The organism is Photobacterium kishitanii (assembly GCF_000613045.3).
GTDB classification, from domain to species: Bacteria; Pseudomonadota; Gammaproteobacteria; order Enterobacterales; family Vibrionaceae; genus Photobacterium; species Photobacterium kishitanii.
In genome coordinates, this window is the sequence record NZ_LN794352.1 from 2,202,925 (window position 1) to 2,227,365 (window position 24,441).

Here is a 24,441-nt window from a genome sequence, read left to right on the forward strand (position 1 = left end):
ATTGCTTATTTATAAAAAAATACACACTTTAGGTGTGTATTTTTATCAATGCTGTACATTTAAATTAATTAAGCGTTATTTTTTTCAAACATTCGCATAAAATCAACCAAAGCCTGTACGCCTTCTAATGGCATCGCATTATAAATAGAGGCGCGCATACCACCAACCACACGATGCCCTTTCAATGCTTTTAATCCTGCTTTTTCTGCTTGGGCTAAAAATACATCATCGAGCTCAGAATTTTTCAATTGGAATGGTACATTCATCACTGAACGATTATCTGCATGGACGTCATTAATGTAGAAGTCAGAATGATCGATAAAATCATATAATAATTTAGCTTTCACAAGGTTACGTTGTTCCATTGCCGCAACGCCGCCGACACTTTTTAACCATTTAAACACTTCACCCGCTAAATACCATGCAAATGTCGGTGGTGTATTAAACATTGACTCTTTATCAACTAAAACTGTGTAGTCTAAAATACTCGGTAAAATTGATTTTGCTTTACCTAATAAATCATCACGAACAATAACAATCGTTAATCCAGCAGGACCAATATTTTTCTGGGCTCCTGCATAAATGACCCCATATTTAGAGACATCGATTTGACGCGATAAAATAGTCGATGACATATCTGCGACAATCGGTTTATCTGTAATAGGTAAGTCACGAATTTCAATGCCATCAATAGTTTCATTTGGACAAAAATGCACAAATGCAGCGTCATCGGAAAGCGGCCATTCTACTGCTGGTAAAATAGCTTTTTTACCCTCTTTAATACAAGTGATATCGACACTGTTTGGCTGACAATACTTAGATGCTTCTTCAATCGCACTGTGCGCCCAAAAACCGCCATCCATATAATCAGCTGTTGTTGCTTCACCCAATAAATTTAACGGTACAGCAGCAAACTGGCCACGGGCACCACCATGACAAAATAACACATGGTAATTAGCTGGAATATTCAGTAATTCACGTAAATCTTGTTCTGACTGAGCAGCAACCGCAAGAAACTCTTTACTACGGTGGCTGATTTCCATAACGGAAGTGCCTAAACCCTGCCAGTCGATTAATTCTTGTTGGGCTTGCGCCATCACATCAGCGGGGATCATTGCCGGTCCGGCACAAAAGTTATAAACCTTATCCATAATGTTGTACTTGCTCCTGCTCGAGTTGCACAATAAAAAATTACTGCTTCATAAAGCTAATAGCATCACAATTTGTGCTACTTTTAGCATTAAAAAACAGACATTAACGGTAAATATCAACATTGTGATAGAGATCGTTTATTTATTTTTACACCTTTATTGCGCAACTTTAAAGGCTTAATTAAAAATTACATTATTTATAAATGCGAAGATAAAAAAAACGCAGCCAATGGCTGCGTTTTATTTAGAATAAAGCACTATAATGCTTACTCTTGTTCGGTTGAATCACCTGATTCTGCGTCTGCTGCTGGTTGTTCTGTATTTTCAACAGTCTCACCATCAACTAACTCTGCATCTTCAATTAACTCTTCTTCCGCCGGCTCATCAATACGCTGTAGACCAACTACTTTTTCGTCTTCAGCGGTACGGATAAGTGTAACGCCTTGAGTATTACGACCAACACGACTTACTTCAGCAACACGAGTACGAACCAGTGTGCCTCCATTAGTGATCATCATAAACTCATCGCCATCTTCTGCTTGAACAGCACCAACAACGCTACCGTTACGATCAGAGACTTTGATTGAAACTACACCTTGAGTTGCACGGCTCTTCGCCGGGTACTCAGCAAGTCCAGTACGCTTACCATAACCATTTTCAGTTACTGTAAGAATATCGCCTTCATTGTGTGGCACAATTAGCGAAACAACTTTATCGCCTTCAGCAAGTTTAATACCACGAACACCAGCTGCAGTACGACCCATACCGCGTACGCCACCTTTGGTATTGCCTTCATCGTCAATAACAACTGGGCTTTCGTAGAAACGTACTACTTTACCAAATGCTGAGAACAACATGATATCGCAATCACCATCAGTTACATCAACACCGATCAATGAATCACCTTCACGTAGATTAACGGCAATAATACCGGCACTACGAGGACGACTAAAGTCAGTTAATGGTGTTTTCTTCACGGTACCATCAGCGGTTGCCATAAAGACAAACTTGTCTTCTGTGTATTCACGCACAGGAAGAATAGCAGTAATACGCTCATTTTCTTCTAGTGGTAAAATATTCACAATTGGCTTACCACGAGCAGTACGGCTAGCTAATGGTAATTGATATACTTTCAGCCAGTACATACGACCGCGGCTTGAGAAACATAGAATCGTGTCATGGGTATTAGCAACCAACAAACGTTCAATGAAGTCTTCTTGCTTCATACGCGTTGCTGCTTTACCTTTACCACCACGACGTTGTGCTTCATAATCGCTCAAGATTTGGTACTTAACGTAGCCTTCGTGAGAAAGTGTTACAACAACATCTTCTTTAGGGATCAGATCTTCTAAATCAATATCATTGCTTGCAGCTGTGATTTCAGTACGACGTTCATCGCTAAACTGTTCTTTCACTAGCTCTAGTTCTTCACGAATAACTTCCATCAAACGCTCAGAGCTTGATAGAATGAACATTAGTTCAGCGATTTCTTCTAGAAGTTGCTTATATTCTTCAAGAATCTTGCCATGCTCAAGACCTGTTAACTTATGTAAACGAAGATCAAGAATAGCTTGCGCTTGTTGTTCCGTTAAATAGTATCGATTATCACGAATACCAAATTGCTCTTCTAGCCAATCTGGACGTGCTGCATCAGTACCTGCGCGCTCAAGCATTGCGGCAACGTTACCTAACTGCCAACCACGAGCAACTAGTGCTGCTTTGGCTTCAGCTGGGGTATTTTCTTGACGAATTAATTCAATAATTTCATCAATATTCGCTAATGCAAGTGCAAGACCTTCAAGAATATGAGCACGATCACGTGCTTTACGCAATTCGTAAATTGTACGACGTGTCACCACTTCACGGCGGTGATTAACGAAGCACTTAATCATTTCTTTTAGATTGAAGATCTTTGGTTGGCCATTATCAAGCGCAACCATGTTGATACCAAATGTCGTTTGCAACTGAGTTTGAGCATAAAGGTTGTTCAGAACAACTTCGCCAACCGCATCGCGCTTACATTCAATAACAATACGCATGCCGTCTTTATCTGACTCATCACGTAATGCACTAATACCTTCAACTTTCTTATCTTTAACAAGCTCAGCAATTTTTTCAATTAAACGTGCTTTGTTAACTTGATATGGAATCTCATGAACCAGAATAGTTTCTCGACCATTCTTTTCAGTTTCGATTTCAGCTTTGGCACGCATGTAAACTTTACCGCGACCAGTATGATAAGCATCAACGATACCTTTACGGCCATTGATCATCGCAGCAGTTGGGAAGTCAGGGCCTGGAATATATTCCATTAGCTGATCAATAGTGATGCTCTCATCATTGATATATGCTAAACAGCCGTTAATCACTTCACCAAGGTTATGGGGCGGTATATTCGTCGCCATACCCACGGCAATACCAGAAGAACCATTCACTAATAAGTTAGGGATCTTCGTTGGTAAAACTGCTGGTATTTGCTCGGTTCCATCATAGTTAGGAACGTAATCAACCGTTTCTTTATCTAAATCAGCCAATAATTCATGGGCAATTTTAGACATACGGACTTCGGTATAACGCATCGCAGCGGCAGAGTCACCATCGATTGAACCGAAGTTACCTTGACCATCTACAAGCATGTAGCGCAGTGAGAACGGTTGCGCCATACGTACAATAGTATCGTATACAGCGCTATCACCATGTGGGTGATACTTACCGATAACATCACCTACCACACGGGCAGATTTCTTATATGCTTTATTCCAGTCATTGCCTAGCACATTCATCGCGAATAAAACGCGGCGGTGCACAGGCTTAAGGCCATCACGCACATCAGGAAGAGCACGACCAACGATAACTGACATCGCGTAGTCGAGATAAGAGCTTTTCAGCTCCTCTTCAATATTTATGGGCGTGATCTCTTTTGCAAGATCGCTCATGGAGCCAATATCCCTCAGGTAATTTCTGTCGTATTTTTATACGTGCAAGGTGCAATAATATAGCATATTTCAGCCTAAATAGGCCACCTTTCACGACTTATGTTATGAGTAATTTAGCGGAATTTAAAGAAAACAGAAACAAACATCGTCACATCTGTGGATTAACCGCATATGGCTGTTTATTTATTGTTCATTATGCCAACTACCTTAAACTACTCCCTTTAACCTACAGAGTATGTAACCATTTGTAAAAGCAAGATGTAACACTGTTTTATAAGAGAACAGCTGAAAATTAACAAAATAAAATCAAAAATGCGACATTTGACCATTTATCAATCATCTTTATTGAGCACACTGTATTAAATATTAGCGATTGCTGTTAATGAACTTATTTTCGCAATAACTGATACATTAGTGTTTAAAATACCCCTTATCGTTAATTTGAACACTCCATACTTGTTAGCAACATAAATCCACTGAGGATAAAGTGATGGGTGCAGCAATTAATATGATTGGCATATCAATCATTGTAGGTAAATATATTTTAATGCTCATTCTTGCTATCACCACTTTGTCTGGTGGTATGTTCACACCAGAACTCATTCCAGCCACAATAAGTAATTTTAATGAGTGACACCAAATTTCGCCAAGTAGCACGATTGTACTTGGCGCCCATATACTTTTCTTATTATGAATATCCTCTTTTTGTGCCCGTGTTTCTCACAGTTATCCTTTGCAACTACCACTTTATTTCGCATAATAGCGACTATCTATTAAGGAAAATGGCACCATTAACATGACCAAATCACGCAATGTTGACCTTGCAGAAATCGAAAAGTTTGAACAAATAGCTTCACGCTGGTGGGATCTAGAAGGCGAATTTAAACCACTTCATCAAATCAATCCCTTACGTTTAAATTACATCATTGACAATGCCAATGGTTTATTTGGCAAAAAAGTACTTGATGTCGGTTGTGGCGGTGGCATTTTAGCGGAAAGCATGGCAATTGAAGGGGCTAATGTAACTGGCCTTGATATGGGTAAAGAACCTTTAATGGTTGCAAAATTACATGCATTAGAGACAGGAACAAAACTCGATTATGTTCAATGTACAGCCGAAGAACACGCTGAACATCATCATGAAGCTTACGATGTCGTAACATGTATGGAAATGCTAGAACATGTACCCGACCCTGCATCAGTTATTGCTTCATGTGCCAAAATGGTCAAACCTGGCGGGCATGTTTTCTTCTCAACATTGAATCGTAATATTAAATCCTATTTATTTGCGATTGTTGGTGCCGAATATGTTATGAAGCTCGTACCTAAAGGGACTCATGATCATCAAAAATTCATTCGTCCATCAGAATTAATGGCAATGATCGATAAAACACCACTACAAGATCGTCATATTATTGGACTTCACTACAATCCACTCACCAACACCTATAGTCTAGGCAATAATGTCGATGTGAATTACATCGTTCATACGATTAAACCATTGTAGTTGATCAAAACAAATATTAAAGGAGATCACATTATCTCCTTTAAACTACATTCTACTAACAAATGTAATTACATTTACGATTTTACAACCAAAAAAAACTAGCAAGATCAAGGACTATTAACGCTGTCTTTAACTAAAAACTCACCATTTATCCAACTCAAATTCGAGCCCAAAAAGCAATAAAAAAATATTTTATTTCTCTAAAAAAATAACGTAAAAGGCATTGATTTTTACTATCTATTTGATGCTATTCGCTACATCAGTGAGTTGGTACTAACTTTTTTATTAAAATCCCCATGTTATCCACAGCTGGTCAAAAAATACCATCTTGCAAAACCTCGCATTCACCACTATCTTGTAAGCACTTTCGCTCAACACCCCAACATGTAGTGTTTCTGCCGAATAACGATATTTATAAATAAAGATCACATTCTTTGCTAATCTAATAGATAAATTGCAAAAAAATATCATCTGCAAGGAAAACTGGGAAAACAACAACAAATGACTCAACAACTAACAGTTACCAAGCGCAACGGTCGTAAAGAACTTATCGATCTCGACAAAATCCATCGTGTCATCGACTGGGCTGCAGAAGGCTTAGAAAATGTATCGGTTTCTCAAGTCGAACTAAAGTCACATATCCAGTTTTATGACGGTATTCGTACTGATGATATTCACGAAACTATCATCAAAGCGGCGGCTGATCTTATTTCAGAAGAAACACCAGATTACCAATACCTTGCTGCTCGATTGGCAATTTTCCATCTTCGTAAAAAAGCTTATGGTCAATTTGAGCCACCAGCCTTATTTACCCATGTCAAAAACTTGGTCGAAAAAGGTAAGTACGATAGCCATTTATTAGATGATTATACCGAAGAAGAATTCGCAGTGATGGATACGTTTATCGATCACTGGCGCGACATGAATTTTTCTTACGCTGCAGTTAAGCAGCTTGAAGGTAAATACCTTGTTCAAAACCGTGTCTCTGGTGAAATTTTTGAAAGTGCGCAATTTCTGTATTTATTAATTGCAGCTGCACTGTTCAATAAATACCCGAAAGAAACACGTCTTGATTATATCAAACGCTTTTACGACGCTTCTTCAACGTTCAAAATTTCATTACCAACGCCGATCATGTCTGGTGTACGTACACCTACACGTCAATTCAGCTCATGTGTACTAATTGAATGTGATGATAGCCTCGATTCAATTAATGCAACGGCAAGTTCAATTGTACGTTATGTCTCTCAACGTGCAGGTATTGGTATTAACGCTGGTCGAATTCGTGCATTGGGATCCGAAATTCGTGGTGGCGAAGCATTCCATACCGGTTGTATCCCGTTCTACAAATACTTCCAAACGGCGGTTAAATGCTGCTCTCAAGGTGGTGTTCGTGGTGGTGCGGCAACGTTATTCTACCCTATTTGGCACCGTGAAGTTGAATCGCTGCTAGTGCTTAAAAACAACCGTGGCGTAGAAGAAAACCGTGTTCGTCATATGGATTACGGCGTACAAATTAACAAATTAATGTACACCCGTTTAATCAAAGGTCAGAACATCTCATTGTTCTCTCCTTCTGATGTTCCAGGGCTATACGATGCATTTTTTGCAGACCAAGTAGAATTTGAACGTTTATACAACTTGTATGAGCAAGATGACAGCATTAAGAAACAATCGATTAAAGCGATTGAATTATTTTCATTGCTAATGCAAGAACGTGCGTCAACGGGTCGAATCTACATTCAAAACGTTGATCATTGTAATACACACAGCCCATTTGATCCGGCTGTCGCGCCAATTCGTCAATCAAATTTATGTCTTGAAATTGCCTTGCCAACCAAGCCATTGAAGAATGTTGAAGATGAAAATGGTGAAATCGCATTATGTACATTATCTGCATTCAACTTAGGTGCAATTGACACCTTAGATGACTTAGAAGAACTCGCTGAATTAACAGTTCGTGCACTCGATGCATTATTAGATTACCAAGATTACCCGTTGCCTGCTGCACGTCGTTCTACCATGAATCGTCGTACTCTAGGTGTTGGCGTTATCAACTTTGCTTATTACCTAGCAAAACACGGTGTTCGTTATTCAGACGGTAGTGCAAATAATCTAACTCATGAAGCTTTTGAAGCGATTCAATATTACCTATTGAAAGCATCTGTTAATTTAGCAAAAGAGCAAGGTCCATGTCCGTTATTTAACGAAACAACCTACGCACAAGGTATTTTGCCAATCGATACTTACAAAAAAGATATCGATAATATTTGTAATGCTGAGTTGCATTACGATTGGGAAACATTACGCGAAGAGATTAAAACTCATGGTCTGCGTAACTCGACCCTTTCTGCTTTAATGCCATCAGAAACATCATCGCAAATTTCAAATGCGACCAATGGTATTGAGCCACCTCGTGGATACGTTTCCGTAAAGGCATCAAAAGATGGTATCCTCAAGCAAGTTGTTCCTGAGTTTGCTAAATACAAAGACAACTACGAGTTACTTTGGAACATTGGCAGCAACGATGGCTACCTACAACTTGTTGGCATTATGCAGAAATTTATTGATCAGGCTATCTCGGCAAATACTAACTATGATCCGAGTAAACAGCCTGGTGGCAGAGTTCCAATGAAACTGCTACTAAAAGATCTGCTTAATGCTTATAAATTAGGTGTTAAGACACTGTACTACCATAACACTCGAGATGGCGCATCTGATAGCCAGAGCGACCTGAGTGGTGATGATTGTACAAGTTGTAAAATTTAAGCATTCAAAGGGAGCCTTAGGGCTCCTCTTTGATTTGAGGATATCATGGCCTACAGTACTTTTTGTCAAACAAGTAACGATCAACTTAAAGAACCAATGTTCTTTGGTCAGTCAGTGAATGTTGCACGTTACGATCAACAAAAATTTGAAATTTTCGAAAAACTTATCGAAAAGCAGCTAAGTTTTTTTTGGCGTCCAGAAGAAGTGGATGTATCTGGTGATCGCATTGATTACAATAACCTGCCAGATCATGAAAAACATATTTTTATCAGTAACTTAAAATACCAAACCCTGCTTGATTCCATTCAAGGTCGTAGCCCAAATGTAGCATTACTGCCTATCGTTTCACTACCTGAATTAGAAACATGGATCGAAACATGGTCATTTTCTGAAACAATCCACTCACGCTCTTATACGCATATTATTCGTAATATCGTTAATAACCCGTCGATTATCTTTGATGATATCGTCCGTAATGAGCATATTATCAAGCGTGCTGGTGATATTTCTAAATATTATGATGATTTAATCTCAGCAACCAATGATTATCATCGTTACGGTGAAGGCCAACACTCAGCTAATGGCATTAGTTTCACTGTCGATTTACATGAAATTAAAAAGAAACTGTACCTGTGTCTAATGTCAGTAAACGCATTAGAAGCTATACGTTTCTATGTTAGTTTTGCCTGTTCATTTGCTTTTGCTGAGCGTGAGTTAATGGAAGGTAATGCAAAAATCATCAAGCTTATTGCTCGTGATGAAGCATTACATTTAACGGGTACTCAACATATGTTGAACTTGCTACGTAATGGCCATGATGATCCACAAATGGCAATTATTGCAGCGGAATGTGAAGAAGAGTGTTTCAGTATCTTTAAAGCAGCAGCAGAGCAAGAAAAAGAATGGGCAGAATACCTATTTAAAGATGGCTCAATGATTGGTTTAAACAAAGAAATTTTGTGCCAGTATGTTGAATACATTACTAACTTACGTATGGCTGCTGTCGGTTTACGTCCAGCTTATGACGGCGCAAATCAAAATCCAATTCCATGGATAAATTCTTGGTTATCATCAGATAACGTCCAAGTTGCTCCTCAGGAAGCTGAAATTAGCTCATATCTTGTCGGTCAAATCGATAATGATATTAGCGCTGATGATCTCGGTGATTTTGAGTTGTGAGTCAATTAACCATTACGGTTAATGGCATTAAGGTTTGTGGCAATCGCCATGAACCTTTATTAACCCAATTAGAAAAAGCAGGTATTGAACCAGAGTATCAGTGTCGCCATGGAATGTGCGGTGCTTGTCGATGTAAACTGATCTCAGGCTCTGTCACTCAGCAAGATACTCTAGCTTTCGTTGGTTTAAATGAAATATTAAGTTGTTGCTCTATTCCACAACAAGATATTGAAATTAGCTTTGATTACCAACCTAATCGTAACCTTAAAGTAACTAACACTAAAATAGCCCTCTAAAATATCTTTAACTCATTAAATCAAAATAAAATATAAAGGGCTATTTTTTACTTACTATAAATATAATCGTTAACTGTAATTACTTCACACACATCACATGATAAACACCATCTTCCACTTCCGTACCTTCAGTTTCATGCTCAAAACCAGGGAATTCTTTATCCCAAATTTCTAAACTGTGTAAATAACCAATTTGAGGGCTATTTGCATCGCCAAAGTTCTCACCTGACATCAACATTGGAATACCTGGTGGATAAGGAATAACTGCATTTGCAGCAATACGGCCTTGTAGTTTCGTCGATGGTACCATTTCAACATTATCATCGACTATCGCTTCAAACGCTGCTCGTGGGGTGATATCTGCTTTTGGTAACGTCGAATAAGCGGCATTCAACATTTCAGATGGAGTATGCGTTTTTAGATAGGTAAACATCTTATCACCCAAGTCTTTCAAGCCTAAATCGCCGTACACTTGCGGGTGACTCGCTGCTAAATCAGGCAGTACTGATTTTAATGGGGTATTATTATCATAGTGCGTTTTAAAACTGAGTAAGGTATTCACTAAGGTTGCCCACTTACCTTTCGTTATCCCCATTGAGAACAAGAACATCACTTGAAAATCAGTGGTACGCGTTGGCACAATACCAAAACGGGTTAAATATTGCGTCACTAACGCTGCCGGAACACCTGTATCAAGTAACTTACCATTATCCCCCATACCTGGCGCTAAAATGCTGACCTTAATTGGATCGAGCATACACCAATCTTTGGGAATATCGTCGAAACCATGCCATTTATCACCAGGCTTCATGATCCAAAAATCTTGATTAGTGGCTAATAATTCTGCTGGTGCATCTTCAAATGCATATTCGACCCCAGTATCTGGATCAACGATAGATTCCGCATTCCATGGTTTAAAGAACCAATCGCCATCAGCCACAAACTCTCGATGTAAACGTCCCATTGCTTGACGATAATCAACCGCTTCTTTAATCACTTCATTGGTTAATGACTCCCCTCGATTACCAGCCATTTGTGAAACGGCAATATCGTTAGAAACACTAATAGCATACAACGGTGATGTAGTCGCATGCATCATGTATGACTGATTAAAACGTTCAAAGTTGATATGATCTTTACCATAACGAACATGGATCCATGACGCTTGAGAAAGTGCATTCAACAATTTATGGGTTGAATGAGTAGCAAAGACCGTTGGTCCATCATCAGGGGTTTCTTCTGGCTCGCCACGCATTGCAAAGTGATCGGTATAAATAGGATTAAAACGTGCGTAGCCATACCATGCTTCATCAAAGTGAATTCTATTACTACTTTCACTTAAAATATCTTGAGCGCGTTTAGCGTTATAGCATAAACCATCATAAGTGCAGTTTGTTACCACCGCATAGGTTGCCTGCCCGCCAGCTTGAGCTTTTGTTAACTCACTACTTTCGGCTGATTTTTTTAAACCTTCGGGCGACATTTGCTCAGGATAAATTGGACCGATGATCCCATAACGATTACGAGTCGGTACCATATAGACAGGTAATGCTCCAGTTAACATTAACCCCTGCTCTATCGATTTATGACAATTTCGATCACAAATCGCTAAGGTGTTTTCCCTCATACAAATTTGCATGATGGTACGGTTGGCTCCAGAAGTTCCTGTTACCAATGAATAGGATTTATCTGCCCCAAAGACCTTAGCGGCATAATCCTCACTTTCACCAAATGCACCGGTATGATCAAGTAATGAACCTAAAGAACCACGCTCAATCCCCATATCTGAACGAAAGAGCCCTTCACCGTAATAATTATAAAACCGCTGACCTTCAGGTGTTTTTAGAAAACCCACCCCACCTTGGTGACCAGGGGCTGCCCATGAATACTCATGCACACTATCGTACTTCATCATTGCATTTGCTAACGGTGGCAATAATTGCTCTCGATAACGTTGCATCGCAGCAATCGCTCGACCCGCCATAAAATCAGAGGTATCTTCTAGAATCCAAGCAAATTCGCTCACTAATGACATTAGATGGCGATCAACGGTTAAGGTCATTTTCTTACGTTCCGCTAATAAGAAAACAGGAACACCTTGTTGACGCTGATTCAACTTTTCTATGAGTGAAAAGAACATATCGTTCTCTTCTTGCTGTTGCCCCGTCATACTTGAGGTCAACATAAAGCAATCAATAGCCATATTGACATTTAGCATTGAATAACAATCATCGTAAGTAGATGCTTTAGCAACAATAATTGATTCATCTTCAAATTGCTCAACTAATCGGTCGATAGCATTAGCAACCACACCTGTAGCTTGAGAGTTATCAAAAATTAACACTCTCATATGCTTACCATAATTCAACATATACAATCCTTTAATATCAGATTAATAATTAAATTTCATTTAATATAATTAAATTCACGATGACTCTTTATTAATTACAGCTTCACGACTAGCAATAAACCCATAGAAGAAATAACCAAGCAAGGTAATTATAGCACCATAAAATACGGCCTCTTCTCCAGTAGAATAAGCGCCATAAATACTATATAAAACAGCGACAGAACCAATAATAATACCGTTACGATATTCCTTTTGATTCACATTGGCATTTCTCATAATAATACCGAGGGCAGTTAGAGAAAGAATATAAGGTACCATATTAATAAATACAGCAAGATTAACTAACACATTAAATTGTTTTAATAATGTTGGGGAAATTGTCATAACGGCAAGAATTAATTCAAATGCCAACATAAGCATCATGCCTTTAAACGGCGCATCATATTTATTTAATTCACCAAATATTTTAGGGAATAATCGCATATCTGCAGCAACTCTAGATACTTGCGCATTCGTAAACTGCCAACCTAATAATGAACCAAGACATGCAACAATTGCCATTGCTGTAATAATTTCACCTACAAATGGATTAAACATCTGCGCGAAAACTAATCCAAATGGGGAATCGGATTTAGATAATACTTCATTAGGAATAATCCCCTGAATAACTGTTGTTGAAGCAATATATGTAGCAGCAGAAAACACAGTGGCAAGCATACAAGCAAGTGGTACATTACGTTCTGGATTTTCAACGGTTCCTGAGTTAGCACCTGCTGATTCAATACCTAAGAATGCCCATAATGTTAATGCCATACCCGCATAGACAGCGCTACCAACAGAGATATCATTAGGGTTCCATGCTTCTGCAAATATCTTAGGATCAAACCAAAACCAGCCTATTATAGATAAACCCAGCACTGGAATAATAATCCCCCATACTGTTATTGTTGAGATCCCCCCCGTTATTTTTGCTCCTCTTACATTCGCAAACATAGTAATAATTAAAATGGAAATAACACCAACAAAGGTATGTATTGGCGTTTCTTTTAACCATGGAATAAAATACTCCAAATATCCTACAGCTGATACCGCAATAGCAACGGCACTAATAACAAGACACACATAGTAAGTATAAGAGGCAATAAAAAAACTGGATTTACCATGCGCTTTTTCTGCGTAAGCTGACATACCACCATCATCGCTACAATACATACCACATTTAGCGAACGCATAAGCTATTGCTAATGCACCTATTGCAGTAACAACCCATGCAAGTAAAGCTATTCCTCCTGTTGCGGCTAAACTTGAGGGTAATAATATTATCCCCGATCCCATCATATTAACGGTAACTATGGTCGTTAATCCCATTAGTCCCATTTTGTTACTGTTTGAACTCATAGCGTAAACTACCTTATAGCTTATTAATTATCTTTAAAACAATATTATTTCAATGAAATTAGACACCAATGTTTTATATCGGAATAAGTATAATTTAAAATATGAGGATAGGTTTATTTGTTAATGATATATTCAAATATTTTGAGGTGGTAAGAATAAAATAACCTTTTTTTTTGCATATTTTAAATACATGAACTAAGTAATTTTGTTATTTATTTATTAATCAATAACTAATATTTACACAAAAAAAAGCGCATAAAAGAAAAGCTTCTTCTATACGCTATAATACTTTTTTATTAGACTATTATTTTATTTTAAAAGTCGCAATAACATTACCGTTATTATCTTTAATACTTAATATATTATTATTAATGCTATAAGTAGAAAACTCAGGTAATGCAGCTAAAAATGCTTGTTCTAGTTCCATTCCATCCATACACATTTTACGTGTAGATGCTGCTTGACCTAACGTCAATGTTGTTGCTGTTTGAGACTCCAATGCACTGTGAAAATTATTACAGCCAGAAAAACCGCTGGCATTTTTAGTCGTCGCATCAAATTGAATAAAAGCACTATTACCACCTGCGCCAGGTTGAACAGCTTGACCTGATAAGGTGACTAATTGCCATTGTGGCCCAGCAAGGCTCGGTTGATTCGCCTTTGGAGCTGCATTTTGAGCAGGTGCAACACGATCTAATTTAACCGCTAATGGCTGTTTTGCATCAGCTGCAAATGGATCCATTGCTGAAGTTGAAGTCATGATCAATTTATTATCGACTTTCACTGTTGCACGAACACTGTAACGATGATTAGCTTTTACTTTATTGGCATCATAATTCAACGTTACTGGATAAGGTGGCGCACCCGCTATATCCATTGACTCGGTACTCAATGTTACTGATGGTGCATCTGCAAGTGATACATCTTCAAGTGTAACATTCAACACAGCACCTGGCGGTAGCATACGACGATCTAAATAAATAACACTTACATCTAATGGTTTCATATCAGCTTTCTCTGCTTGAACAACAGCTGTTGGTTGCTGAGGTGCTTTAACAGTAGCTTCTTTATCATTACATGCTTGTAGCATTAAAGCGGATAACATAACGGATGTTGCTAATACTACTTTTTTTAATTTGAAAGCCATTATTTTTCCTTAAATCTATGTCTATTTATTTGAAGAAATTACTCTGCTTATTTTTTGAGTCGCGATCATGATCATAACTTCAGTATTAATCATACAGACAATGATTTGCGACTAACTTTTTCTGAATCCTATCACTTATTATCACAATAATACAGCATTCAAAATAATAATAATGCCTGTAATACATTACCTTATTCTTATTATAAGATTCTATAATCGCTCACTTACAACACGATCGAGTGACTCATAACAGCCAAACACTTCTTTACCTTGTAAATAGCGACGTAACATATCAAATAACACGGTTGATATAATCCAACGTCGATCATAATTACGATATTGACGCTTAAACATTAACTGCTGACACCAGCAACCATCAGGGGTTGTAAGGCCTAGCATAAATCCACCATCAATTAATGACGGGCCAGTTGTTAGTGTATAAGTTGCAGATGAGTGTAAATGCAATCGCTGTGCACGTAATGCAATTAAGGTTGATAATTCTTCAACACAAGCATGCTCATCTACCCTATCAGTCATGACCTCACTCTGCGCTAATCTCGCACTTAATGACGACACATCTTGTAACCAATTAATCGCAAATCCACCCGAACTTTGTTCTGATAATGCTAGCGTGGCATCCTTTGGTAATAAGTTCGCAATTGAATCAAGTAAAGAACACCCTTCTCCGACAATATTGTCACCAAGTAACTCTGTCATTTGGGATAATAACGCCGTTGACCGAATATCATCTTGAGGAGCAAATAACTTTATTTCAATAAAAGGCAACGATGATCGATAACCTAAGCAATAGCCATCAGGCAATGTTAAGACTTGGAATAGATCACTAATGCTAGATTCAGATAATCCATAAGTATAAAGACGATGGCAAACTTTACTATCCGTTACATTAAACATAGCTTGCAGGCGCGGTAATATTTGTTCCTTCACCATTACTTTAAACTCACTCGGCACACCGGGAGTAAAAAACAACCACGCGCGATTTAACTGCATAATAAACCCACATGCAGTACCAACAGGATTATCAATTAATTCCGCACCTTCGGGTAACATCGCTTGTTTAAGATTAGCAGTAGGCATCACTCGCCCCAATTGCTGATACTTCGCTTTCATCTCAGCAATCCAAGCATCCGATTGCTCAAGACCAACATTAGCAGCCATTGCAGCAGATGCCGCCGTAAGATCGTCTGATGTTGGTCCTAAGCCACCATTTACGATCACAATATCGGCACTTAAACTACACATCTCAATTTCTTTCGCTAATGCTTCATAGTCATCACCCACAGTTACTCGACGCGTCATCGCAAAACCTTGTTCGAAAAACTGTGCCGATAACCATGCTGCATTTGTATCCGTAATATCGCCATACAGTACTTCTTCCCCAGTACTGATCATCACTACATTAAGCATGGTTATTATTCCTTATAAAATCCTGTTTATTAACTACAGTTTATGCCTAACCTTAAGCCATAGATAGAATATTATATCGGCTTTATTATTGATTATTGTTTATCTTAACAAGCACTGTAAATAATTGTTTACACGATAAAGATAAGTTGACAGCCGCAAACTCTATCGTTAATGTAGCGACTAATAGCAACAGCTGAACATCTTTAATTTGTTATTATATCTAATGAAGAGAGAATAAACGTGCGAACTAACCGTCTAAACACAGCCTATCGATAGCCACAGTGGCTCAATCTAGGTGTAAACATTTTAAAACACGTCATCTCGATTATGCCATTGTGGCCTGCTTTATATATAGGGAGCGACCACAGGTGTATTTATACCCCCTCCCAAGTTACATTTTTTATCCTCAGGGAGTGACATAATCATGTCTTTAAATAAAACATTCGGCAGTATGCTGATCATTGCTGGCACTACTATTGGTGCAGGTATGCTAGCTCTTCCTCTTGCATCTGCAGGTTTAGGTTTTACCACTGCAACAATTATTATGATCGGTATTTGGGCATTAATGACCTACACCGCATTATTAATGCTAGAAGTTCATCAACACGCAGATCCCTCTTCGACATTAAATTCATTGGCACACCAATTATTAGGTCGTAAGGGACAAACCATTGCAACATTGGCAATGTTCTTCTTATTTTACGCATTATGCGCCGCCTACATTGCTGGAGGTGGAAGCCAATTAAGTGAAAAGATCTCTACTTGGACAGGAACAACTATTGCTCCTCAAATAGGTGCGGTGATTTTTACTATCGCTATTGCTAGTGTTGTATCAATAGGCACACACAGTGTTGATATGGTTAATCGTATCCTCTTCACTGCAAAAGTAGTGGCTCTTGCAGTAATGCTTGGATTATTACTGCCACATGTTCAGGGGCAACATCTGGTTGAAATGCCGATCGAGAAGGGGTTAATTTTATCTGCCTTACCTGTTATTTTTACATCCTTTGGCTTTCACGGCAGTATCCCTTCAATTGTGCGTTACATTGGGATTGATATTAAAGCACTGAAAAAAATCATGATCTTTGGCTCTGCACTACCACTGGTAGTGTACATTTTATGGCAATTAGCCAGCCAAGGTATTATGGGGCAGCCACAATTAATGGCTAACAGTACCCTTGGTTCGTTTATCAGTAGCTTAAGTCAATTACTTCACAATCCAATGATAGGTCAGTCTGTATCTATTTTTGCAGACCTTGCATTAGCAACCTCATTCCTTGGTGTGAGCTTAGGACTGTTTGATTTTCTAGCTGATACACTTAATCGTGGTAATCATTTTGCTGGTCGTGGGCAAACAGCTTTAATCACCTTTTTGCCACCTCTCGCTTTTGCTGTGTTCTACCCACAAGGGTTTATTATGGCATTAGGTTACGCTGCTATTTCATTGGTGATTTTGGCTATATTTTTACCCGTCGCTATGGTTAGAGCACAACGTAAAGCACAGCATGCTACAAACCATCAATCAGGCTATGTTGTAAAAGGTGGCTCATTGTCTTTAGGTCTTGTAACTATCGTCGGTATTATTATTATCACCGCACAGTTATTACAAATGGTTGGAATAATACCTGCAGTCGGTTAATTATACTGATATATAAAAAGAGGCTATTACTAGCCTCTTTTTTTTGCTCTTATTACAGTTAGTCATCCACATTTGACATATAAAAACATGAACTAATATCACGTAGTGATAATAAGAGGATGTTTAACTGATATTATTTCGGTTATTCTCTCAGGAATTAACACCTCAATAAAAAGAAAGAAGTTGGAGATGGATCCATTCTCGCCTTTACATTATCTCCAAAATCCAATCTGGGTATTTGATGTTGATAATAAAAAAATCCTATGGGCAAATGATAAATCGCTACGTTTATGGGAAGCTACATCTATTGAAGAGCTCTTAAATCGTGATTTAGGTCAAGATATGTCCGCGGCAGCGGGGGCAACATTAGTAGAATACCAACAAGCTTTTAAATTAAACAAAGTAATTAAAACTTGGTGGCGTTTTAACCCCAAAAAAATCACTAAAAATATGCTGTGCTTATTTTCGGGTATTCCACTCGATGATGGCCGCACTGCAATGCTGGTTGAAGTGATTGCTGATGAATCATCTCTACGCCGCGATCTCGCTTTTTCAGATTGTTCAAATTTAGCACTTCTTTTCTCTAGTGATGGCAAATTCATTAGCGCTAATGATGCCTTTTCAAGTAGTTACGGTAATCATTTAGTCGATCTTTCAGAGTTCATTGGTGATATTAATATTGCACAGCAATGGCTCGATAACGCCAAAAAAAATAATCACTTCAAATGCAACAGTTTATGTTGGACAGGCCAACGTCATCATTGGTTTGATATTGAAGCTAAATGGCTTTGCGATAATTCACAATTATTATTACAACTGGTTAATGTCACTAAAGATAAAGAAAAACTAAATAAAGAAAAATACAATGCTGAACATGATTTCCTTACTGGGCTAATGAATCGTCGAGGGGTATCTGCGGCATTAAAAGCCAGTCATCATCGATTGTCACAATATAGTTTACTATTTCTTGATCTTGATGGTTTTAAGCTTGTTAATGATACGTATGGCCATGCTGCTGGCGATAAATTACTACGTGCTGTGGCAATACGATTATTAAATGTCGTTAAAGATAAAGGCTTGGTAGCACGTTTCGGTGGTGATGAGTTTATTATTCAAATAGAGAGACGTAATTACACAACCATTGCCAATTTTTCAAATCAAATAATAGAAACGTTAAATCGACCGTTCCACATTAAAGATATTGGTGAGCTCTCAATTAGTTGCAGTATAGGTACATCAAACTACCCTGATGATGCCAATAATTTTGATACGCTGGTAACACAAGCAGATATGGCAATGCACCGCGCTAAACAGCGAGGGCGCAATTGTTCTTATCCTTTTTTACAAGAAATGGCCGATGCGTTATATCGCAAAATGACCTTGCGTCACCACTTATCCCAAGCACTCGAAAATCAAGATTTCGAGTTATATTATCAGCCAATTATTGACTTAAGCACTCAACAATTAAAAGGCTTTGAAGCCTTGATCCGCTGGTATGATGAATCTTTAGGCCAAGTTTCACCAGCTGAATTTATTCCGCTAGCAGAAGAAACAGGCCAAATTGTACCGCTGGGATTATGGATTTTACACAGTGCTTGCCAACAGCTTGCATATTGGACACAACTTTATAAGCAAACGTTTATCATCAGTATTAATTTATCACGAGCACAATTACAGCCGAACTTAGCCCAAACTATTGAACAAATTATCAATCAATATAATGTCAATCCATCACAACTTGCATTAGAAATCACTGAATCAGCGATGCTGCAGGATTACTGCGAAACTAAGCCTTGCTTAGATGCATTAGCTGCGATGGGTATTGAGCTCTATTTAGATGATTTTGGTACTGGATATTCTTCATTATCACAGTTACATGATTTACCAATTAGTACCGTTAAACTTGATCAAAGTTTTGTACAAGGCGAACACACAAGTAGCAAAGTCATCATTGAAGCGACCAAAGCTATCTGTGAGAAATTAAATCTAAAGATTGTTGCAGAAGGTGTTGAGACACAAGCTCAGCTTGATTATATCAATCAATGCGGTTTTGATTACTGTCAGGGATATTTCTTTAGTAAACCCATGCCTGTTCACGAGATCGAACAGAAATACTTTCATGTCCAATTAGCGGATATGCCAATACAATTATCAGCTTAACTATTTCCCTATCATTAATTTGATAGGGAATATATCACCCTTATTTTGCGATATCACCACGCTCAGCATGGATCAATAAATTACGAGGTGTTATTGGCTTATCACAAAAAGATCCGAGCACGACTTTATATCCTTGTTCTTCAAGAAAACAAGCCCGATCAAGCGCAAGCCAAATTTCAAGTGGTCGTCGAAATAATTGCCGAACAAGCTCCATTCTTTCAGTAATTGCAAATCGCTTTTCACCTTGGCGTTGCCACATATTAAAATCAATATTGGCAGGTAACTCAATCCCCTTTTTTAATGCTGCCCACTGACAAAAAGCTTCAAAACCTTGTGTTAATAATGCTTTTTGTACATTAGGAATAGCAAGATAAGTATCAGTGTTATTTAACTCGCGCTGTAATAAATCAAACCCTAAACGAAAGCTAACCTCGACAAAGCGTAACTGTCTCACTCGATTACCAGCGGTAACAGTTTCTTGTAATGGCAACCGTAGATCATGTTTAGATAAAACCAATGTACTTGTCTTAGCAGCGGCTGACATCGGCTGATAATGTGATTGACGGATTAAATGATAACAGCAAGGTGAAATACTTACGGCGGCACCTTTTTTAGCCACAACTCGCTGCAATAATGAGACATGCAAATCACCACAAGCATGTAAGGCAACGGCATGTTGCTCAGTAGCAATAGCATCGTCACTATCCGCACTAAACGCATCAGCATGAACAAAATTAATATCCAATTCTAATTGCTTAGCTGCTTGCTCACCATCAATACATAGCTGCTGTTGCCACTCTAGGCTAGTTACTGACTGTTGATGTGATACGGCAAGTACACGCCCAAGATAGCCTTTACCGGCGCACCACTCTAACCATGGCAAGCCTAATGGTGGTAACACTTCATTAAACGCGATAATTTGTTGCCACTTGCGACCAGGAATGCCGCTATCAAACCCCTGTGGTACTGATCTCGCGGTGCGATTTAAAGGCTGTATTTCAGTTGTAAGGTGAGTTAATAATTCGGCATCTTCAATCCATGGCATTAATGCTGCTGTTAATGCATTGATATCATGAGTTAACAATTGTAATTGGCTGTCATCTATAGTCATTAACCATTGGCAAAATTGCGCATGTTGGGGCCAAACGAAGCCACGTTCAGCAAAAGGCATAAACTGCCAAAATTGACGATTTTTTACCAATAATGCATCAAGACGATGAAAAAGCTCAACGTAGTTAGACATAAACAACCATTTACCCACCAAAAATTGGGGCTAGTGTATACCAAGCTTACGCCTGACACATTAACCAAATAAAAAAACCGCTATCACTAGCGGTCTATTTAATTCCAACAACAATATTTCACGTTATCTAACAGGTAAATCCATTGATGCAAACATCTCGTTTATTTCTGCTGCATTTTTTAATCCAATCGCTTGATCCACCACATTACGGGTAAGATGAGGCGCAAAACGTTCCATAAAGTCATACATATAAGTACGTAAGAAAGTACCTTTTTTAAAACCTATCATGGTCGTACTAGAGGCAAAGATATGACTTGCATCAATAGCAACCAAATCATGATCGGCATCAGGATCCATTGCCATACTGGCAATCACACCGACACCAATACCTAAGCGCACATATGTTTTAATAACATCAGCGTCTGTAGCGGTAAAAACAATTCTTGGCGTTAGGCCCGAACGATTAAAGGCACTATCTAGTTCAGAACGCCCAGTAAATCCAAACACATAGGTCACTAATGAATATGCTGCTAAATCATGAATGGTGATAGTTTGTTTAGTCGCAAGGGGATGATCTTTACGCACCACAATTGAACGATTCCAATAGTAACAAGGCAACATAATCATATCTTGATATAAATGCAGCGCTTCGGTTGCTATTGCAAAGTCAGAGTTCCCTTTACCAACAGCATCTGCAATTTGCGCTGGTGTACCTTGATGCATATGTAATGAGACTTTAGGGAATCGATGTGTAAAACCTTGAATAACATGTGGTAGCGCATAACGTGCTTGCGTATGAGTAGTCGCAATATTCAGCGTTCCCATTTCTGGATGGGTGTGCTCACCAGCAACAGCCTTAATACTCTCAACACGTGATAAAATATCACGCGAAATCCGTACTATATCTTCACCAGCAGAGGTAACTTTAGTTAAATGTTTACCACTACGTTCAAAAATCTGAATACCTAATTCATCTTCCAATAAACGTACTTGTTTACTAATACCCGGTTGAGAGGTATATAAACTCTCAGCCGTCGATGATACGTTAAGGTTATGATTTACGACCTCAACGATATAACGTAATTGTTGTAATTTCATGGTCTCGCCCAGTCAATAATCCGTTACCTTTCACACTTATCCATAAACTCAGCCACTGATTTTCATTTCAAAGCATGATCGTGCAACCATGTAATAAATATTTTATATATTGAATTAACCCTATTTCATAGTATTTATTTACTTTTAACCATAAAAATACGGTTTCACTATCGAATAGGCATAAGTCAATGCACAAACACTTACCAAAATATAAGCGCTTAATCATATTAAATAAGGTGTTAGAAAGGGGAATAAATAATAATATATTTACACTCTAATTCTGCATATTGAAGTAAAGTCAGAATAAAAACAAAGTATTTAATTAAAAAACTATATCTTTCTCTACAGCGTTATTTAGTTAGCATTTTTTACTAATAAACTACCACTAAACAATGAGATAGTGTATCTTCCATAGTTATATATCAACCATGGAAGATAGACACACTTTATGAGTATCCCTCTTGTTATTGGCTTAATCAGTCTTCTACTAATTTTAATTATTGGTTACAACATAATCATTCAATATCGCCAACGACTAGAAAGTGCTAAACAGCAAGAATTAGCAAAACAAGTTGCGATCATTGATGCAACAGAAGAACTCATTAGTAACGCTAATCACTTACCCTATAGTAAAGAATTATTAATCTGCCTTAATAAACGTATCCTTTATGCACTTGAAAGTACAGCCGAAATCGATACTAAAGATAGATCATTAAAACAACGAATTCATCATGTTAGCGAACAATTAGCACATTTAGAAACCCATTTTGACCAAACCAATGTTGTTCCTTTTCAAGTACCTAACTCAGATCGTCAGGCAATTGGCATGTTGCAATTAGTTAAGCGTTTAAAAAATGTTCTTAAAGGAGAGCATAGTAAAGGTCGTATCGCGACCCAAACCTATGTACTTGAAAATACACGTCTAGATAACATGCAATTAAGAATTAATATTGAAAATGTCGTTAAAAGAGCTAATGACGCACGTTTAAAACGCCAATTTGGTACCGCTAAGCAATTACTTAAAAAAGGCATTGATGTTCTATCATCACGTAATGATAACTACGCCACCAAAGCGCAACAAAAACTGCAATATATGCTCAACGAAATCGACAACAACATGAGCGTAAGTAGCGAACAAGAACGTCAACAACTACTTGATAAAGATAACGATGAATTAGATGTATTATTTCAACCGAAGCGAAAATGGTGATCTGATTCACTTTGGCTTAAAATAGTACAACGACAAAGGTCGCAATAGCGGCCTTTTTTACGCCTTCAATAACAATAAAAAGACATGCCTTATGGATAACACTCAACAAATGATTAATATGTTACTCCAACCTATTAATCAATTTCTTCAATGTGAAACCCCTGATAGCTGGATTGAAGAAGCTCGTAAACCAGAAAATCTAACTGCTTTATTAGTCGATCACTGTAATTGTGAATTAAAGGCAAGTCAGACTGCGATGTTTATGGTGCGTAAATACGCCATTGATAAACCAAGTGGCGCAATATTAATGGCATGGGCAAAACCGTACGAAGATTTTGTTTATGGTGGTAAGAGCCGTTCAACTACTGACTTTCATGATAAAAAAAATGGCTTACTCGCACCTTTAATACCACGCAATGATTTTGCTCATGGGCAAGAATTAATCGATAAAATGGTACGTTTAATCAAAGAAGAATTTCATCACTTTGAGCAAGTATTAGAGATTATGGATAAGCGTGATATCCCTTATAGTAATCTTCATGCTGGGCGCTATGCTAAAGGATTGATGAAAGCCGTACGCACTCATGAACCAGCAACCTTAATTGATAAATTAATTGTTGGCGCATACATTGAGGCACGTTCCTGTGAACGTTTTGCTAAATTAGCACCTTATTTAGATCCAGAGCTTAAGAAATTCTATATTTCATTATTACGTTCAGAAGCACGCCATTATCAGGATTACCTTACCCTTGCAGAAAAAATCGCCGGTAAGAATATAGCCGATCGTATCAGGGCTATTGGTATCAAAGAAGCGGAATTAATTAGCACGCCAGATGATACTTTCCGTTTTCACAGTGGTATTCCAGTGATGGCTGTTTGTTCTGCTTAAGCCAAGTCGCTAACATATTACTATCATAACCAATAAAAAAA

The 24,441-nt window shown here is 38.1% G+C and carries 17 protein-coding genes; 9 read left to right on the plus strand and 8 right to left on the minus strand.

What is annotated here, in order from left to right; translation table 11 throughout:
• Positions 1-68: 68 nt before the first annotated feature.
• Positions 69-1,151, minus strand: a complete 1,083-nt coding sequence (serC, locus tag PPBDW_RS10360; protein ID WP_036795316.1) for a 3-phosphoserine/phosphohydroxythreonine transaminase — start codon at positions 1,149-1,151, stop codon at positions 69-71.
• Between the two features lie 266 nt (positions 1,152-1,417).
• Positions 1,418-4,087, minus strand: a complete 2,670-nt coding sequence (gene gyrA / locus PPBDW_RS10365; protein ID WP_036795318.1) for a DNA topoisomerase (ATP-hydrolyzing) subunit A — start codon at positions 4,085-4,087, stop codon at positions 1,418-1,420.
• A 490-nt stretch (positions 4,088-4,577) separates the two neighbouring features.
• Here gyrA and PPBDW_RS10370 point away from each other — a divergent pair, with 490 nt between their 5' ends.
• From PPBDW_RS10370 to yfaE, 5 genes are all read left to right on the plus strand, one after another.
• Positions 4,578-4,721, plus strand: a complete 144-nt coding sequence (locus PPBDW_RS10370) for a hypothetical protein (RefSeq protein ID WP_162836313.1) — start codon at positions 4,578-4,580, stop codon at positions 4,719-4,721.
• 162 nt (positions 4,722-4,883) lie between these two features.
• A complete protein-coding gene (gene ubiG, locus PPBDW_RS10375) occupies positions 4,884-5,594 on the plus strand; it encodes a bifunctional 2-polyprenyl-6-hydroxyphenol methylase/3-demethylubiquinol 3-O-methyltransferase UbiG (protein WP_036795320.1) in 711 nt (236 codons plus the stop codon).
• 501 nt (positions 5,595-6,095) lie between these two features.
• The gene (nrdA, locus tag PPBDW_RS10380; protein ID WP_036795322.1) at positions 6,096-8,363 is read left to right on the plus strand and encodes a class 1a ribonucleoside-diphosphate reductase subunit alpha; all 2,268 of its coding nucleotides are present in this window, start codon (positions 6,096-6,098) and stop codon (positions 8,361-8,363) included.
• 45 nt (positions 8,364-8,408) lie between these two features.
• Positions 8,409-9,542 (plus strand): class Ia ribonucleoside-diphosphate reductase subunit beta, encoded by a 1,134-nt coding sequence (nrdB, locus tag PPBDW_RS10385; RefSeq protein WP_036795324.1) that lies wholly within the window; start codon positions 8,409-8,411, stop codon positions 9,540-9,542.
• Positions 9,539-9,838, plus strand: a complete 300-nt coding sequence (yfaE, locus tag PPBDW_RS10390) for a class I ribonucleotide reductase maintenance protein YfaE (RefSeq protein WP_036795326.1) — start codon at positions 9,539-9,541, stop codon at positions 9,836-9,838. Before nrdB ends, yfaE begins: the two co-directional genes overlap by 4 nt.
• A 79-nt stretch (positions 9,839-9,917) precedes the next feature.
• Here the strand turns inward: yfaE and adiA are convergent, their stop codons facing one another.
• From adiA to PPBDW_RS10410, 4 genes are all read right to left on the minus strand, one after another.
• Positions 9,918-12,209 (minus strand): arginine decarboxylase, encoded by a 2,292-nt coding sequence (gene adiA, locus PPBDW_RS10395; RefSeq protein ID WP_036795328.1) that lies wholly within the window; start codon positions 12,207-12,209, stop codon positions 9,918-9,920.
• Positions 12,210-12,263: 54 nt separating this feature from the next.
• Positions 12,264-13,586, minus strand: a complete 1,323-nt coding sequence (gene potE / locus PPBDW_RS10400; RefSeq protein WP_036795330.1) for a putrescine-ornithine antiporter — start codon at positions 13,584-13,586, stop codon at positions 12,264-12,266.
• A 304-nt stretch (positions 13,587-13,890) separates the two neighbouring features.
• Positions 13,891-14,733, minus strand: coding sequence for an META domain-containing protein (locus PPBDW_RS10405; RefSeq protein ID WP_036795331.1), 843 nt, complete (start codon positions 14,731-14,733; stop codon positions 13,891-13,893).
• Positions 14,734-14,943: 210 nt separating this feature from the next.
• Positions 14,944-16,161 (minus strand): CinA family nicotinamide mononucleotide deamidase-related protein, encoded by a 1,218-nt coding sequence (locus PPBDW_RS10410; protein WP_036795332.1) that lies wholly within the window; start codon positions 16,159-16,161, stop codon positions 14,944-14,946.
• Positions 16,162-16,585: 424 nt separating this feature from the next.
• Here PPBDW_RS10410 and tyrP point away from each other — a divergent pair, with 424 nt between their 5' ends.
• Together tyrP and PPBDW_RS10420 are read left to right on the plus strand one after the other, a co-directional pair.
• The gene (gene tyrP, locus PPBDW_RS10415) at positions 16,586-17,800 is read left to right on the plus strand and encodes a tyrosine transporter TyrP (protein ID WP_036795333.1); all 1,215 of its coding nucleotides are present in this window, start codon (positions 16,586-16,588) and stop codon (positions 17,798-17,800) included.
• A 189-nt stretch (positions 17,801-17,989) separates the two neighbouring features.
• Positions 17,990-19,960 carry a putative bifunctional diguanylate cyclase/phosphodiesterase gene (locus PPBDW_RS10420; protein ID WP_036795334.1) on the plus strand — a complete coding sequence of 657 codons (1,971 nt, stop codon included), beginning with the start codon at positions 17,990-17,992 and terminating at the stop codon, positions 19,958-19,960.
• Between the two features lie 40 nt (positions 19,961-20,000).
• Here PPBDW_RS10420 and PPBDW_RS10425 read toward each other — a convergent pair whose 3' ends face one another.
• Together PPBDW_RS10425 and cysB are read right to left on the minus strand one after the other, a co-directional pair.
• Entirely contained in the window at positions 20,001-21,203 is a 1,203-nt protein-coding gene (locus PPBDW_RS10425; protein WP_036795336.1) for a methyltransferase, read from the minus strand.
• 123 nt (positions 21,204-21,326) lie between these two features.
• Positions 21,327-22,301, minus strand: a complete 975-nt coding sequence (gene cysB, locus PPBDW_RS10430; protein ID WP_036795338.1) for an HTH-type transcriptional regulator CysB — start codon at positions 22,299-22,301, stop codon at positions 21,327-21,329.
• A 448-nt stretch (positions 22,302-22,749) separates the two neighbouring features.
• Here cysB and PPBDW_RS10435 point away from each other — a divergent pair, with 448 nt between their 5' ends.
• A complete protein-coding gene (locus tag PPBDW_RS10435; protein WP_036795340.1) occupies positions 22,750-23,511 on the plus strand; it encodes a hypothetical protein in 762 nt (253 codons plus the stop codon).
• 91 nt (positions 23,512-23,602) lie between these two features.
• Positions 23,603-24,400 carry a tRNA isopentenyl-2-thiomethyl-A-37 hydroxylase MiaE gene (gene miaE / locus PPBDW_RS10440; protein ID WP_036795342.1) on the plus strand — a complete coding sequence of 266 codons (798 nt, stop codon included), beginning with the start codon at positions 23,603-23,605 and terminating at the stop codon, positions 24,398-24,400.
• Positions 24,401-24,441: the final 41 nt, after the last annotated feature.

Excerpts from the sequence above, each read along its gene's own strand:
- serC (WP_036795316.1), bottom strand. The coding sequence starts at position 1,151 with ATGGATAAGGTTTATAACTTTTGTGCCGGACCGGCAATGATCCCCGCT.
- gyrA (WP_036795318.1), bottom strand. The coding sequence starts at position 4,087 with ATGAGCGATCTTGCAAAAGAGATCACGCCCATAAATATTGAAGAGGAG.
- PPBDW_RS10370 (WP_162836313.1), top strand. The coding sequence starts at position 4,578 with ATGGGTGCAGCAATTAATATGATTGGCATATCAATCATTGTAGGTAAA.
- ubiG (WP_036795320.1), top strand. The coding sequence starts at position 4,884 with ATGACCAAATCACGCAATGTTGACCTTGCAGAAATCGAAAAGTTTGAA.
- nrdA (WP_036795322.1), top strand. The coding sequence starts at position 6,096 with ATGACTCAACAACTAACAGTTACCAAGCGCAACGGTCGTAAAGAACTT.
- nrdB (WP_036795324.1), top strand. The coding sequence starts at position 8,409 with ATGGCCTACAGTACTTTTTGTCAAACAAGTAACGATCAACTTAAAGAA.
- adiA (WP_036795328.1), bottom strand. The coding sequence starts at position 12,209 with ATGTTGAATTATGGTAAGCATATGAGAGTGTTAATTTTTGATAACTCT.
- potE (WP_036795330.1), bottom strand. The coding sequence starts at position 13,586 with ATGAGTTCAAACAGTAACAAAATGGGACTAATGGGATTAACGACCATA.
- PPBDW_RS10405 (WP_036795331.1), bottom strand. The coding sequence starts at position 14,733 with ATGGCTTTCAAATTAAAAAAAGTAGTATTAGCAACATCCGTTATGTTA.
- PPBDW_RS10410 (WP_036795332.1), bottom strand. The coding sequence starts at position 16,161 with ATGCTTAATGTAGTGATGATCAGTACTGGGGAAGAAGTACTGTATGGC.
- tyrP (WP_036795333.1), top strand. The coding sequence starts at position 16,586 with ATGTCTTTAAATAAAACATTCGGCAGTATGCTGATCATTGCTGGCACT.
- PPBDW_RS10420 (WP_036795334.1), top strand. The coding sequence starts at position 17,990 with ATGGATCCATTCTCGCCTTTACATTATCTCCAAAATCCAATCTGGGTA.
- PPBDW_RS10425 (WP_036795336.1), bottom strand. The coding sequence starts at position 21,203 with ATGTCTAACTACGTTGAGCTTTTTCATCGTCTTGATGCATTATTGGTA.
- cysB (WP_036795338.1), bottom strand. The coding sequence starts at position 22,301 with ATGAAATTACAACAATTACGTTATATCGTTGAGGTCGTAAATCATAAC.
- PPBDW_RS10435 (WP_036795340.1), top strand. The coding sequence starts at position 22,750 with ATGAGTATCCCTCTTGTTATTGGCTTAATCAGTCTTCTACTAATTTTA.
- miaE (WP_036795342.1), top strand. The coding sequence starts at position 23,603 with ATGGATAACACTCAACAAATGATTAATATGTTACTCCAACCTATTAAT.